Source organism: Halobacillus litoralis, assembly GCF_009856355.1.
GTDB classification, from domain to species: Bacteria; Bacillota; Bacilli; order Bacillales; family Halobacillaceae; genus Halobacillus; species Halobacillus litoralis_B.
On record NZ_WMEW01000001.1, the window covers coordinates 1 to 13,791 of the forward strand.

Here is a 13,791-nt window from a genome sequence, read left to right on the forward strand (position 1 = left end):
TTTTAACACCTTAATACCTCCTTGCATTACTTTAACTATAACATCTATAAACCATATATCCCTAAGTGAATTGAGAGCTTCAAACCTTATTATCTCGAAACTGAGTCTTCCAGAAAACTGCCCATTTCATGAAAACTCAGTTTCGAGATACCAACAGCTGACTTAAACCAGGCGATAAAAATAATGTTCTCTTCCTGAAAGAATAAAAAAAGCGTCCTGTTCACCAACCTTAAGGATGAACAGGACGCTCTTACGAAATCCCAACTCCTTGCTACGAGGACTCCTCTTCTCCAGAAAGGTTCAGGATATCTTTTCCTTTCGTCACCCTCCCATGATGAAAGAGAGCCGGAGTATACACTTCTCCGGTCGTTTCCTTCAAATTCATGCGGGCCTGCGGGTCCTCGAGGATGTTGACTGCAACAAACGGATAGTTTCTTTCTTGCAGGTGTTTGACAGCTTTTGCACAGAGCGGACAGCTGTTCATAATATACAGCACATTCATAAGAAACTCCCTTTCTATCATGTCTTCAGTATAAAAGAACCGCCCGATATCTCCTGTAACACGCCTTACAAAAGTAAACACCCCTTAAGTGCAAACTTAAGGGGTGTTGGAAAAAACATTTATGCTTTAACCCAGTTCGGGATCATTTCAACGTCAGCTGCTTTTAATGTTGTATAAACAGGGCAGCGGGAATCGATCGTTTCTTGGAATTGAGCGAGACGCTCTTCTGATTCGCTAGTGTGAACAGTTGCGTTTACGGTAACCTTTTGGAAGTAAGGGCGGACGCCTTCCTCTCCCATCATACCGCGGGGATCCAGTTCTCCTTCGATTTCGAAGTCGATGCCTTGCAGGTCAAACTCCATTTCTTTTGCTACAAAGTTTGCAATCGCATTTTCGCAGCCTGCAAGAGATACAAGTAGTGTGGCAAGTGGATTGGCGCCTTCGTCGGTTCCGCCCATTTTGGCGGGTTCATCAATGACAACCTTGTGTTCGCCGGAAACACCTTCTGTTTTCATCCCTTTAGATACTGCTGTGATTTTTTCATTCATTTTAGCCATGAATCATTCTCCTCTCAAATCTTTCTTTTTATAATGGATAGTTAAACCAACCGGTTGGTACAGAAAAAATATATCAGATACGGCAATGCTGTGCAACATTCCTGCTTCACATCCGTAAGTCAGCCAGCATACACGTTCATGAGTTCAGCCGATCAGCACCAGCCTAAGTCACAATCACAAACACAGCTTTCTGGTTCAGTTGTTGAGAAGCATGGGCTTGATTCGTGATCTCGGTAAGAACCCACTTGACCATACCAACCTCTCTTTCGCGATCAAGGGTCTTCTTCTGAAGACAAACCTAATGTAACACGGGAAGGACTTCGCCACTACATTCATGCTTAGGAATGTAAGCTGTCTTACATTAAAGCAGCGGAAGTCCTTTCAACCGGATCCTTTACGGTGCTTCGGAACAAATAGTCACACCGACCAGGAAGCTGGAACAAACGCCAGGAGGAAGATAATAACCAAAAAAGCTGCGATTTGGTAGAAGCCTTTCCTTGATAGGGAACCGTTCGTCGTTTCCTTTTTCAAAATGATATAGCTGATGCCAAATGTGAATAAAAACATAACAGGGAAAAACCAACTCACGATATCCTCTCCCTTAGGTTTAATATTTCCGCGCCAGAAAAACGAGCAGCAGGAACAAGGTCGTCATACTCAGAGCGGTAATCAGTAAAAGAATGTCGGTTACGTCCATCGTCAGGACATTCAGCTCAGCCAACAAGGAAAAGATGAGCAAGTATCCGATAACGGCCGTAAAGGCATAAGCAACAGCTTTCTGTCTGATGGCCTTCATCCGTTCATCCTTCTGCTTAAACTGTGGATACAAATAACTCATACAGAAGGCAAGAACCGATAAAGAAAGCATTGAAAATGAATGCCCCTGCACCGTGCCATCCGCCAGCAGGCCAATGATCAGTACAGAAAGGCCCATAGCTCCGAGCAGCGATCCTAACATGATGAATGTCTTTGGGTAATAATCCATTATTCTCCTCCTTCGCGGTAAATGAAAATATCCTCAATCGAAACACCAAACGCACGCGAGATTTCGAAGGCGAGGGGAAGTGAAGGAGAATACCTGTTTTTCTCTATAGAAATGATCGTTTGTCTGGACACGTGGAGCTTTTCCGCAAGCCTATCCTGCGACCACCCACGCTTTTTTCTCAATTCAGCGAGCCGGTTTTCCACATCTCCACCTCCATTTACTACCATTTTATTGTAAAGGTCACTTAACGTAAAGGAAACTTTACAAAAAAACCGCAGAAAAAGTCCGGAACCTGCCGGACCTGCTTACTATACTAATTCAGTACACCTTTCATGGCTTCTTTATAAGCGGCAACCTTTTTCGTCAGCATATCATCAGTCGCCTTTAGTGTTTCGATCTGGCTCTTAATGTACTGCTGATGTTCCTCAAGGAGCTTCAGCCTGTCTCCGGCTGTGTGCTCTCCTTCCTGGAAGAGCTTTGTATATTCTTTGATCTGTGTCACAGGCATCTGCGTTTCCCGCATTTTTTTGACGAACTGCAGCCATAGAATGTGCTGCTCATCGAATTCCCTGACTCCCGCTTCATTTCGCTGCGGGGAGATAATCCCTTCTTTTTCATAGTAGCGGAGAGTATGTGCACTCATTCCGAGTTTTGCTGCGGTTTCACTGATGGTATACATCGTTTTCACCCATCTCTACAGTTAGGATTTGACTTAGAGTTCTCTCTAAGGTCTACAATAACAGTGTACCAAAATTATTGGAGGGATCAATCATGAAATATACGGTTATTACTGGAGCGAGCTCAGGGATTGGTTATGAATCGGCGTTGGTTTTCGCAGCACGCGGGAAAAACCTCGTCATCGCCGCCCGCAGAACAGAGCAGCTGGAACAGTTGAAAAAGGACGTCCATGATATCAACGCTGATTTGGATGTGATCATCCGTGAAGTGGACTTGTCCATTTCTGAAAATGTCTATGACTTTTATGAGAGCCTGAAAGACCTTGACATTGAGACCTTCATTAACAACGCCGGCTTCGGGAACTTTGCGGCGGTTGGAGAACAGAAGCTTCCTAAAATCGAATCCATGCTTCGTTTGAACAATGAAGCTCTTACAATTCTTTCTTCTTTATATGCACGGGATTATGCGGAAGTCGAAGGAACACAGCTGATCAATGTTTCTTCCGGCGGAGGCTACACGATCGTGGCAGACGCTGTCACCTATTGTGCCACGAAATTCTTCGTGAGTGCCTTCACCGAAGGGATGGCCCAGGAGCTTGAGGAAAAAGGAGCGAAAATGAAGGCGAAGGTCCTTGCACCGGCAGCGACAGAAACCGAATTCGCCGACCGCTCCATGGACACTGAAAACTTCGACTATCAAGGGAACATTCCACAGTTCCACACAGCAAAGGAAATGGCCCGTTTCATGCTCGACCTGTATGACAGCGACAAAGTCGTCGGGATCGTCGATGGGGAAACCTATGAATTCCAACTGAAGGATCCCATCTATCCCTACGCGCGCAGAACCCGCAAATAGTAGACAATCCCCCTGCCATAAAAGCAGGGGGATTTTTTAAGAAGCTCTTTCTTTATGACCTTTACAGGTATACCACACCTTCAGACGCTTAGCGAAGGCTGCCGGCACATCCTCCACAGTCGTTTCACGCACAGGGGAAGCACGGTTGATCAAAGTAAGCGAAGCGAGTCCTGATTTCTGCTGGAAATAGTCCCGGGATACTTCCACCTCGATCACTTTACTTCGCTTAGAAAGATACAGCGTCTTTGTGAATCCGCCCGTCTGGGTTTGGATGAACGTGTCATCCATTTGGAAACGGGTGTGAAGATACCCTTGGATCCGGGACAGGATAATGACGACGAGAAGAACTGATGAAAACACCCACCACGGCAGATCGATATGGAACGGGGCTGGTTTAAAGATATACAATCCTGTTGTCACGACCATCCATAGCCAGCTGGGGCGGAACAGGCGGAAATAAAGCGCCTGCCGGGGCAGCTTGTCCATATTCTTAAGCACACGATATTCCGGGAGCATATCACGGACTAGACTATACGCACGTTTCACTGGGAGAAAGGGGTAAAGGGAGGTCACTTCCTCCTCCCCCTCATTTTCTCCGGAAATCACAAGTTTCAATGAAGCTAACCCAAGCAAACGCTTCATGAGGGACTGCTCAATTAAAACAGCCTGCACGTTTTCCTTCTCGACTGAAAGGTAGTCCTGCTCCCAGGCTCCTTTCGTTAGTAAGATTCTCTCTGCTGTTGAAGCCAGTTCAAATCTTCCATACTTCTTATATGTACGCACGATTCCGACTACAACACCTGCAGCGGCAAGGAAGGTAAGTGTTCCTGTAATCGTCCAGACCGACGATAAGATGTGTTCGAATAACCCGTTCACCTGGTTCTCAAAATGCAGATCCTCCGCATTAGAAAGCCACGAACCGGCAAGCGGTACAACCGCAAGAAAACTGAGGGACACGAGTGAGGCTTTGAGGATATCCACTTTCGTAGGTTTGAAGTGAATCGTTTTCTCCCCCGTATTCCTTGATCCCAATGGAGAAGCGGGTTCTTCAGGCTCCACCCGCTCTATTTCTTCCCGCGGGCTTGTATCTCCCGGAGAAGTTTCTTCTACGGCCTCTTCCTTGAACGTTTCAAATTCAGGATCCGGCTTTTCCTTCTGGACGCGCTGTTCAATGAGCAAAGCTTCTGATGGCCTTAAAACGTCAAATGTGACGGATCCTTCCCGGCCTTTTGCACTCGTTTCCAAAGTAAGCGAAGTCATTCCAATCAACCGGTGCACCCATGTCGTCTTCCTTTTCACCTGCTGGATTTTTGAATAGGGGATCGTCCTTGTGGATGTTGTGAAAAGGCGGCTTGACACGTTGATGGACGAGGGCAGAATCTCATATGTATGACTATACCACTTCAACGGAATATACAAGGCTGAGAAGATAACCCCTGCAGGCAGGACATACCGGCCATAAATGAACAACCATGTGCTTGAATCCGCCTTTAACACAAAAAACAAAAAGAATAATGGAACACTCGTCTTGAGCAGATGGATGTAATCATGAAGCATGGCCATCGGATGATATTTGTTTGTTTCGTTCTTTATCATTCGTCTTCCACCTCGACATTGGAGTATAGAGCGATCTGCCGACGCAGTTTCTGTGCATCAGCTTTCGGTAGAGCAGGAATGACGTGCATGCGTCCGATTGTACTGACTTCCACAGAAGAGAGTTCATATTTTTTCAGCAGGGGCCCTTCACTCGTGGAAACAGACTGGACCTTCGTCATTGGAATGACCTTGTATTCTTCTTTTAAAGCCCCTGATTTTATATAAAGAAAGTCTGCATTCATTCCGTACCGCCAGTGCTTATGTAATAAATTCATTCTAAAAACAGCCCAGATCATTCCCACAGCCGTTAAACCGACAAGACCGTACAATATCCATCCAGCCCAGACCGGCCAGGAAAACAGGCGGTCCAGAATGAATAAAAGGACCAAAACAGCCGATCCGACGATATTTTCGATGGCTTCCTTCCATAACCATACTTTTATACTGTCCTTGGATAACCGCTGTAATGGGGGTTCCATCATCACTTCCATAAGGTATGCACTCCTTCAGTATTTTCCTTTATCTTCCTATACGTTGAAGGATCCGTTTCGTTTCACTCTTTTTTTAATCCTGTCTCTACAATGAATTATTTGATATAATTTAGTCGATTTACGTAAGCGGTTTACTCTATCACACGGATAAAGGAGTTTGGCTATGTATACGGATCTAATACGACTATCCCCGATCTTTAAGGAAAAAGTGTGGGGCGGCAGTTCTCTACATACGAATTTTGATTACGACATTCCAAGTGACCACACAGGCGAATGCTGGGGGATTGCTTCCCACCCGAGCGGCTCCTCCACCATTGCGAACGGACCGCTGGAAGGCTGGACGCTTATGGATGCCTGGAAGGAACATAAAAAAGCGTTATTTAATGAGGACAATGACGAGAAGGCCTTCCCTCTTTTGATTAAGCTTCTGGATGCCAATGATGATCTATCTGTCCAAGTTCATCCTGATGATGCCCAGGCCCATGAACTTGAAGATAATGAAGCGTATGGAAAAACAGAGTGCTGGTACATTGTAGACTGTAAGGAAGACTCTGAAATCGTTCTCGGCCACCATGCCAAAACACGCGGGGAGCTTGAGGAATATATTGAACAAGGAAACTGGGATGGACTTCTGCGCCGGGTCCCTGTCCAACCAGGTGATTTCTTCTTCGTCCCCGCCGGGACCATTCACGCGATTGGAGAAGGAATTGTCATCCTTGAAACCCAGCAGAACTCAGATACCACCTACCGTGTCTACGATTATGACCGCCGGGATGACCAGAATCAGACTCGTGAGCTTCATTTAGATAAAGCGGTCGAGGTCACAACGATTCCAGATAAAAAGCAGGAGAATGATTTTTCTTACAGACAGGACCAGGATCTTTCGATAACGACCCTGACAGCAAATGACTTTTTCTCCGTCTTCCATCTGGATCTCAATGGAACATATGAAGGCAGCAAACCGGCCGATTACCTGCTGGCCACTATTCTCGAAGGTGAAGTGACGTTCACAGGGACAGACACCCATCTTTTGAAAAAAGGCGATCATTTTATTCTTCCTTACGGATTGGAAAACTTCACACTGGAAGGAACAGCAAAAGCGATTGTTTCTTATCCAAAATAAAAATCAGAGGGCCCTCAGGCCCTCTGATTTTTATTTCACTTCTTTTAACAGTTGATACGCTTCATCGGTGGATGTGACCTGTAAAAGCTGTTCCCTGTATTGATCATCCATTAATTTTCTGGACAGCATCTGGAGAATTTTCAGGTGCTGGGTCCCTTCACTTTCCTTCGGTACAACAATCATGAAAATCAGCTTCGCTTCTGTTCCATCAAGGCTGCTCCAGTCGACGCCTTCCTGTTTCACCCCGAAGACGACTCGTGGTTCTTTCACAGCGGTCGATTTGGCATGTGGAATGGCGATGTTCATTCCAATTCCAGTGGAGCCTTCCGCCTCCCGCTCTAATATGGCTTCTTTTACATAAGCCCGGGATGTTAACACGTTCTCCGCTGCCAGAAGATCGATCAACTCATCAATGGTCTGTTCCTTTGTTTCTGCCTCTACATTCACTTGGATCAGGTTTTTATTCGTGAGCGAATGAAGGTCCGTGTTTTCTGCTTCCGGCTCCGGCTGTTGACTTCCAGCAGGCTTCTCCTCTTTTCTCTCATCCGCTGCTTTCCCAGGTACTCCTGCCAACGCCGGTTCTGCGCCCACTTCTTTTTTCAAAAGGTTTACCGTAATCGCTGTTACAAAACTGCCGGCAATAATAGCCACGAAGAACATCAGCACATTATCTACAGCACCAAGCACCCCGACAATTGGTCCGCCATGGGCGACACGGTCACCAACTCCGCTCATCATGGCGATGACGGCTCCGACCATAGCACCGAGCATGTTACTCGGGATGACACGGAAAGGATCCTGCGCGGCAAACGGGATCGCCCCTTCGGTAATTCCGAAAAGTCCCATCGTAAAGGATGCTTTGCCTGTTTCCACTTCCGTTGCTGCAAACTTCCGGCGATTTAAGAAGGTAGCAATTCCCATACCAATCGGTGGTACGGCGATAGCAACAGCAATCGGCCCCATAATTTCGTAGTTTCCTTCGGCTATCATGGCAGACCCGAACAGGAAAGCTACCTTGTTGACCGGCCCGCCCATATCAAAGGCGATCATGCCGCCTAAGATTAAGGCGAGAAGAATCGAGCTGGTCCCCTGCATGTTCTGCAGCCAGTTGGTCAGTGATTCAAATATCTGAGCGACCGGTGCCCCTACAACTGTTACAAAAATCAATCCGACGGCAAGAGAGGCAAGCACCGGAATGATGATGATCGGCATAATCGGCTGAACGACACTCGGCACTTTAATTTTCTTAATCCAAAGCGCGATGTAACCTGCAATAAAACCGGCGATGATTCCACCAAGGAAGCCGGCCCCGGCTTCACTGCCGTAAAAGCTTCCATTCATGGCAATATATCCGCCGACCATACCCGGAGCGAGGCCCGGACGATCCGCAATACTCATCGCAATAAAACCGGCCAGAATCGGAACCATAAAGCTGAACGAGGCCGCCCCGATGTTTTCAATCGTCTTCCAGAATGAATCCTCCGGAATTTGAATGCCTTCCGGTGTAGACGTTCCCCCAAGTGTGAGCGAAATCGCAATCAATAGTCCGCCGATAACGATAAACGGAATCATATAGGAAACCCCGTTCATCAAATGGCGGTAGAAAGCATTCTGTCCTTTTCCTCCGGATCCGCTGCCAGCGTCTTCGCCTGCATGCTGTCCGCTTTCTTCATGAATGGACGCCTGTCCGTCTACAATCCGCTGAATCAATTGTTCAGGAGCATTGATCCCCTGCTGGACGCCGACAGCTGTCAGCGGCTTTCCGACAAACCGCTCTTTGTTGACGGTTTTATCAGCCGCAATGATAATGCCGTCTGCTGAATCAATGTCTGCCTGAGTGAATTCATTTTCCACCCCGATGGACCCCTGGGTTTCAATCTTTATATCGATGCCCATTGCATCGGCCGCTTTCTGAAGGTTTTCCGCAGCCATATACGTATGGGCGATGCCGTTGGGACACGATGTAATCGCTAGAATTTTCATAAGCTTCCTCCTCTTGTTATCGCTTACTTATACTGTAGCAGACAAAGAAGGAGGAATAATTTTTATATCTTCCACAACCTGTGGTACTTATGGATTATTGTTAAGCGCATTCATAAATGAGACCCCATCCTTCTGCCCAGCCAGCTGTTTCACAAAAGCGGGATCGGTGGTCAACGTATGGATTTCCCTGAACAACTGCCGGGCTTCCTGAGTGTTTTCATATTTCATCGCAAGAAGTAGAACAACATGCACAGGCTCACCGCTCCATTCCAGAGGCTCAGAAAAAACGGCAGCTGCTATGGCGGAGCTGTTCACGCCCTCGGCCTGTCCATGAGGAATGGCGATCCCGCCGCCAATGGCTGTAGAAGACAAGTATTCCCGGTGCAGGCAGGACGCCGGGTAGCCTTCTTTGACATACCCTTTTTTCACGAGCATGCTGGAAAGCTCTTCAATGACTTCATATTTGGATGATCCGGACAACCCTGTCTGAAAGAGAAAAGGGGACATATGCTGCAGCAGGAGTGATTCTTTCTCCTTCATTCCACCCTGATCTTTCCCCTGCTGCAGCCGCTTGATCAGACGTTTCACAAGAGATTGATCCTCCGCTTCAAACAATGCGGAAACGACAGCTGTCGGAATCCCCTGTTCTTGGACCGGTACTGTAGAAATAATCCCGTCCACAGGATGCTCCTTTGTAAATGAGCGCAGGCGGTGGGCCGCGATACTGCCGTGAATATGGATGTCCGGAAACAATTTTTCCATCCGGGCAGCCAGCAGCTGGGAAAGTCCCATGCCCATATGACAAACGATCACTACTTCCACCTTTTCCTTTTTCACCGTCGCCTGCCTTTCAAGCGCTGCCTGAAAATGCAGCACCAAATAGCCGACCTCTTCTTCCGGAATCGGATAGAGAAGTTCTTCCTTGTGCTGGTCTATAATCCAGACGAGCGTGTCAAAAAGATAGGGATACTTTTTCTTGATGGTCCTGAGCAGTGGATTGGAAATGGACAACCCATAGGAAAGGCGGGCCAGCGTCGTTTTCAAATGCACATATAAATGATCCCGCAGGACTGCATCTTCTGCAAAGCGGTACCCGGTCTGCCGTGCCGCTTCCTTAATCAACCAGTCGATCATTTCCGAAATTTCTCCGGGAAGCTCAGCTGTCAGGGTGCTCCGGGAAGCGGGGTGGGTTTTGGCACTCCTCAGGTGGATAGTTAAATAGAGGATTTCCTCTTTCGGAAACGTCATCGCAAACACTCGTTCCAGCCGCTCACACATTTCCTCTGCCCACGGCAATTCTTCGTGTGCCTGGAGAGACCGGACATCTTCTTCCGGCAGCGAAATAATCTGTCCCAGCTGAACCCGCTTGATCATGAAAGCGGTATGTAAAAGCAGGGACTCAAGGGAAGCATCTGTAAAATCCACATCGTGTTTTTCCTGTAAAGCCGCTAATTCATGCCGGATCGTCCGGATGAAGAACGAATCAAAAAGGGCTTCTGTCACACTGGACGAACCTTCGTTCAGCGAGGAAAGTCCTGTTACAGCCTGTCGAATCTGTTTTTCCTCTCCGGAAATATAGACACCGATTTTCTGCTTACGGATCATATCCAGTCCGAAAGGCTCCAGCCATGCTTCCACTTCATCCAGAAGGCCTCTGACCGCTGAGTGGGATAAGTAATAGTCTTTCTGAAGTTTCTGGATGGTGACCGGTTTGGATGCCGATAACAAATCAAAGGCCATTGTCGTCCGGAGGGAACGATCCCGGCCCTCACTGTGAGGAAAGGAATGATGGAGACGGTCCATGAGCCGAATATTGTCGGCTTCTGTAATAGCAAGACGCACCCCGCGTCCGGCTTTCTTTTCAATCACACCCAGCTGCCCCTGATCGTTTAAATAATCCTGGACCGCCGGGAGATGGTTTCGAATAGCTTTATCAGAATATCCGAGGGACTCCGCGATCTTCCCTGTCGGAATGAACGTGTTTGGAATTCCGGTGAAATACTGGAGGATCTGCTGTTGGATTTCCTTCATAGATAGGTTCTCCTTTACCTCTTTTTTCCAAGCAGGTGTCAAGAAATAGACTCCCCTTCATTCTACCTCGTTCGTGATATTTTGACTACTTTCGACATTAACGACAACCCCCTCTCCAGATCGGAGAGGGGGTCAGCTTGGAGAGAAACCCTTTTTCTAGTGAGTCCAAAGGAGCGGGCATCCATACTTGGTCATGGATAGGATCTGTCCCACGCAAGCGGGAGTATCACCGCCTGTACGGTTCTTTAGAAACGGCGAAGGAGCTATGCTCACCTTTCTCTATTTCATAGCGTAAAGCTGTTTTCCACAGGCACCGGAACGAGGAGCGTACGGTGGTGACGCCTGCGGGAACAGCGCGAGCCGAAGATCCACTTGAACAGGTGGTCTTCCTGTCCAAGTTAGCTGAGACCGTGCCCGCGGCAGGCATCCACCGATAAGCGGATCGTGCCCCCTCAACACAACATATGAACAACTCTAATTGGATCGGACGAACTTTGTCTACAGACTGACACCCTCTCCATTTAAGAAAGGGTGTTCTTCGGAAAAGATGATCTACATTTTTTTTATTGATGTATGAAAATTTTTCTTGTTCCATTGGGGATTTGAAGACAAATACTTGGTGAACAGCCTCTTATCCAGAGAACAGCGTTATCATATACCTCTTTAAGTCCTGAAACGTTCTACTCTTAATTCATCTTCATCAAAACCGGATAACCTCTCATTTCAGAGGAAATCGGCGGATGTCACGAGGAGCGTACGGTGGTGACGCCTGCGGGAACAGCGCGAACCGAAGATCCACTTGGACAGGTGGTCTTCCTGTCCAAGTCAGCTGAGACCGTGCCCGCGGCAAGCATCCACCGATAAGCGGATCGTGGTCATCCACATGGCAGATAGACAGTTGAGTACGCCTAAACTCTTTTCAAAAGAGGAGAGAGGTGTTCAGGTATTCAAAACGCTGTCTTCCTCGACCCACATCTTTTGTTTCCACGCCATCTCCCAGAACATATACTCCAGTTTACTCGTATGAATGAAGATCTCTTCGAGGTGAGCTTTTTCCCTTTCCGGAAGTCCGCCGGCCAGCTCATTGATTAATGTCTTCAAGGAGGAAGCGAGTTCCGAAAATTCGTCAGACGCATACATCTCAATCCAGTCGCCGTAGAATTCGTGCTTTTCCCCTTGATTCTGTTCAGCAAGGTGAAGGCCGATCACGTTGTAGCTCCAAGTGCAGGCAAGCACACAGGCGGCCACTTCAATTTCTGATCCTTGATTCGCCTTATTCAGCATGTAGCTCGTGTAGGCAAGGAGGGTGGCAGAAGGTTCCGTCTCCTCCAGTTCCTCCCGGCTGATTCCGATCCGTTCCGCATAGTTCCGGTGCAGCTCCATTTCCTCACTTAAGGTGGAATGAAGCAGTTCAGAAAACATAGTCATCGTATCCAGACTTTTCGCCTTCACGGAGCCAAGAGCAAACACCCGGCAGTAATCGATCAAGTACAAATAATCCTGACGCATAAAAAACTGGAATTTCTCAAGATCGAGCGTGCCATCCCCAATTCCTTTGACAAACGGATGATCAAGGTAGGCTTCCCAAATCGGACGGGCACTTTCGTATAAACGGTCTGTAAACATTACACTTCCTCCTCGTTATTTATCTGCTGAAACCAATGGTATAAAAAAGCCGTCATCGTTTTCGTATAATCCAGCAGCTGTCTGCGGTCCAGCGACTCATTCACTGCATGCGCCTCATCGAGCGTTCCGGGACCATACAAAATGGTTGGAATTCCTGCTTCTGAAAGCCATCCCCCATCTGTCACAGTCGGAGACATGGACGTTTCCACAGGCGTGCCGTGGATCGCTTCATGGGCCCGTTTCAGCTGCTGGACCCCTGGATGAGCAGGGTCGACAGAAAAGGCGGGGAAAATTTCTCCTCGGTCCTCAATCATGGACGTTCCTCCCCATTTGAATTGAGGGGCATGGTTTTTCAGCCATGGATCGGCCTGGGCGGCAGCACGGACATGTGCTTCAATTTCTTCGATCACATCTTCGTAATGCTCTTCTGGATAATAGTGCACGGTAATCCATAAAGCACAGCGGTCGGCGATAAACGCGGCGTGCCTTCCCCCTTCAATGACCGCGGGATTAATCGTCGTCGAGCCTGCCGGAAAGCCAGGGCTCGATTTCGTCACCGCCCAGTGCCTCTCCAATTCCTGCAGCGACTGGATGATTTTCATCATTTTTTCAATCGCCCCGGCCCCGTGTCTGCCTCCCCCGGCATGAATGATCGACCGGCGTTCGGCATCATGGAAAGTTTCCGGGCTTTCAATCGTTATCCATCCGGTAATGACGCCTCCCTGCCCCTGAATGGCGCAGTTACTCGTATCGGCTACGATAGCTAAATCTGCGTGGTATCCTTTATCTCCACAGGATTTCGTTCCTGCTTCACCGACTTCTTCTCCAACAACTGACTGCATATGAAGATCGCCTGCCGGCTCGATTCCCGCTTCATGAAGCAGGTTGAGCGCAAACAGAACGGCTGCCATTCCACCTTTCATATCCGCCGTGCCGCGACCGTACAAGCGGTCGTCCTTCAAAGTCAGAGTAAAGGGATCATGCTCCCACGATTCCCCTTCCTCCAGCGCAGCCACATCAATATGACCGTTTAAGATGAGACTTCTGCTGTGTTCCCGGCCGGTTCCTTTTTTCGTTCCGACGACAATCGGATCGCCGGGATAAAGTTCCCACGTGTCTATTTCATAATCCAACCGTCTTAAATACTCTTCTATGTACCGCTGTGCTTCCGCTGCATTCCGCGCCGGAGGGCTCACCGTCGGAAAAGCGACCAAGTCGCCCAGAAGCTGATGCATCTCCGCTTCCTTTTCCTCTACTCTCTGCAGCAGTTCCTCTAATTGAATCATCATGCTCTCTCCTTCCATATAAAAAGCCCGCCCCTTCGAGAGAAGGAGCGGGCTTAATCGTGATAAAAGAAAAGATCA

The 13,791-nt window shown here is 48.0% G+C and carries 14 protein-coding genes; 2 read left to right on the forward strand and 12 right to left on the reverse strand.

The features are described from left to right. Positions 1-271: 271 nt before the first annotated feature. The 6 genes from GLV97_RS00005 to GLV97_RS00030 all read right to left on the reverse strand — a co-directional run bounded on the left by GLV97_RS00005 (position 272) and on the right by GLV97_RS00030 (position 2,723). Positions 272-502, reverse strand: coding sequence for a glutaredoxin family protein (locus GLV97_RS00005; protein WP_160888642.1), 231 nt, complete (start codon positions 500-502; stop codon positions 272-274). 119 nt (positions 503-621) lie between these two features. Then, positions 622-1,059 (reverse strand): OsmC family protein, encoded by a 438-nt coding sequence (locus GLV97_RS00010; RefSeq protein ID WP_160841948.1) that lies wholly within the window; start codon positions 1,057-1,059, stop codon positions 622-624. A 417-nt stretch (positions 1,060-1,476) separates the two neighbouring features. Beyond that, positions 1,477-1,647, reverse strand: coding sequence for a hypothetical protein (locus GLV97_RS00015; RefSeq protein ID WP_160888643.1), 171 nt, complete (start codon positions 1,645-1,647; stop codon positions 1,477-1,479). Positions 1,648-1,666: 19 nt separating this feature from the next. Continuing rightward, a complete protein-coding gene (locus GLV97_RS00020) occupies positions 1,667-2,044 on the reverse strand; it encodes a permease (protein WP_160888644.1) in 378 nt (125 codons plus the stop codon). Beyond that, entirely contained in the window at positions 2,044-2,247 is a 204-nt protein-coding gene (locus tag GLV97_RS00025; protein WP_160838247.1) for a helix-turn-helix domain-containing protein, read from the reverse strand. The genes GLV97_RS00020 and GLV97_RS00025 overlap by 1 nt, the downstream gene beginning before the upstream one ends. A gap of 110 nt (positions 2,248-2,357) precedes the next feature. Next, positions 2,358-2,723 (reverse strand): MerR family transcriptional regulator, encoded by a 366-nt coding sequence (locus GLV97_RS00030; protein WP_160888645.1) that lies wholly within the window; start codon positions 2,721-2,723, stop codon positions 2,358-2,360. A 92-nt stretch (positions 2,724-2,815) separates the two neighbouring features. On the opposite strand from GLV97_RS00030, the gene GLV97_RS00035 reads away from it, so the two are divergent. Then, on the forward strand, positions 2,816-3,577 hold the full coding sequence (locus tag GLV97_RS00035; RefSeq protein WP_160888646.1) for an SDR family NAD(P)-dependent oxidoreductase: 762 nt from the start codon (positions 2,816-2,818) through the stop codon (positions 3,575-3,577). A gap of 36 nt (positions 3,578-3,613) precedes the next feature. On the opposite strand, the gene GLV97_RS00040 is transcribed toward GLV97_RS00035, so the two are convergent. Together GLV97_RS00040 and GLV97_RS00045 are read right to left on the reverse strand one after the other, a co-directional pair. Beyond that, positions 3,614-5,173 carry a PH domain-containing protein gene (locus tag GLV97_RS00040; protein WP_160888647.1) on the reverse strand — a complete coding sequence of 520 codons (1,560 nt, stop codon included), beginning with the start codon at positions 5,171-5,173 and terminating at the stop codon, positions 3,614-3,616. Further along, positions 5,170-5,664 carry a PH domain-containing protein gene (locus tag GLV97_RS00045; RefSeq protein ID WP_160838241.1) on the reverse strand — a complete coding sequence of 165 codons (495 nt, stop codon included), beginning with the start codon at positions 5,662-5,664 and terminating at the stop codon, positions 5,170-5,172. The genes GLV97_RS00040 and GLV97_RS00045 overlap by 4 nt, the downstream gene beginning before the upstream one ends. Before the next feature lie 163 nt (positions 5,665-5,827). Here GLV97_RS00045 and manA point away from each other — a divergent pair, with 163 nt between their 5' ends. After that, positions 5,828-6,787: a mannose-6-phosphate isomerase, class I gene (gene manA / locus GLV97_RS00050; RefSeq protein ID WP_160838239.1), complete on the forward strand. Its 960-nt coding sequence runs from the start codon at positions 5,828-5,830 to the stop codon at positions 6,785-6,787. Positions 6,788-6,817: 30 nt separating this feature from the next. Here manA and GLV97_RS00055 read toward each other — a convergent pair whose 3' ends face one another. The 4 genes from GLV97_RS00055 to GLV97_RS00070 form a co-directional block, all read right to left on the reverse strand. Beyond that, entirely contained in the window at positions 6,818-8,770 is a 1,953-nt protein-coding gene (locus GLV97_RS00055) for a fructose-specific PTS transporter subunit EIIC (RefSeq protein ID WP_160888648.1), read from the reverse strand. A gap of 87 nt (positions 8,771-8,857) precedes the next feature. Further along, positions 8,858-10,801, reverse strand: coding sequence for a BglG family transcription antiterminator (locus GLV97_RS00060; RefSeq protein ID WP_160888649.1), 1,944 nt, complete (start codon positions 10,799-10,801; stop codon positions 8,858-8,860). Between the two features lie 939 nt (positions 10,802-11,740). Continuing rightward, entirely contained in the window at positions 11,741-12,427 is a 687-nt protein-coding gene (gene tenA / locus GLV97_RS00065) for a thiaminase II (RefSeq protein ID WP_160841940.1), read from the reverse strand. Then, complete coding sequence (locus GLV97_RS00070) at positions 12,427-13,716, reverse strand: acetylornithine deacetylase (RefSeq protein WP_202410538.1); 1,290 nt, start codon at positions 13,714-13,716, stop codon at positions 12,427-12,429. Before GLV97_RS00070 ends, tenA begins: the two co-directional genes overlap by 1 nt. Positions 13,717-13,791 lie beyond the last annotated feature (75 nt).

Bases quoted from the DNA above. Each gene is read 5' to 3' on its own strand.
- GLV97_RS00005 (WP_160888642.1), bottom strand. From the start codon at position 502: ATGAATGTGCTGTATATTATGAACAGCTGTCCGCTCTGTGCAAAAGCT.
- GLV97_RS00010 (WP_160841948.1), bottom strand. From the start codon at position 1,059: ATGGCTAAAATGAATGAAAAAATCACAGCAGTATCTAAAGGGATGAAA.
- GLV97_RS00020 (WP_160888644.1), bottom strand. From the start codon at position 2,044: ATGGATTATTACCCAAAGACATTCATCATGTTAGGATCGCTGCTCGGA.
- GLV97_RS00030 (WP_160888645.1), bottom strand. From the start codon at position 2,723: ATGTATACCATCAGTGAAACCGCAGCAAAACTCGGAATGAGTGCACAT.
- GLV97_RS00035 (WP_160888646.1), top strand. From the start codon at position 2,816: ATGAAATATACGGTTATTACTGGAGCGAGCTCAGGGATTGGTTATGAA.
- GLV97_RS00040 (WP_160888647.1), bottom strand. From the start codon at position 5,173: ATGATAAAGAACGAAACAAACAAATATCATCCGATGGCCATGCTTCAT.
- GLV97_RS00045 (WP_160838241.1), bottom strand. From the start codon at position 5,664: ATGGAAGTGATGATGGAACCCCCATTACAGCGGTTATCCAAGGACAGT.
- manA (WP_160838239.1), top strand. From the start codon at position 5,828: ATGTATACGGATCTAATACGACTATCCCCGATCTTTAAGGAAAAAGTG.
- GLV97_RS00055 (WP_160888648.1), bottom strand. From the start codon at position 8,770: ATGAAAATTCTAGCGATTACATCGTGTCCCAACGGCATCGCCCATACG.
- GLV97_RS00060 (WP_160888649.1), bottom strand. From the start codon at position 10,801: ATGAAGGAAATCCAACAGCAGATCCTCCAGTATTTCACCGGAATTCCA.
- tenA (WP_160841940.1), bottom strand. From the start codon at position 12,427: ATGTTTACAGACCGTTTATACGAAAGTGCCCGTCCGATTTGGGAAGCC.
- GLV97_RS00070 (WP_202410538.1), bottom strand. From the start codon at position 13,716: ATGATGATTCAATTAGAGGAACTGCTGCAGAGAGTAGAGGAAAAGGAA.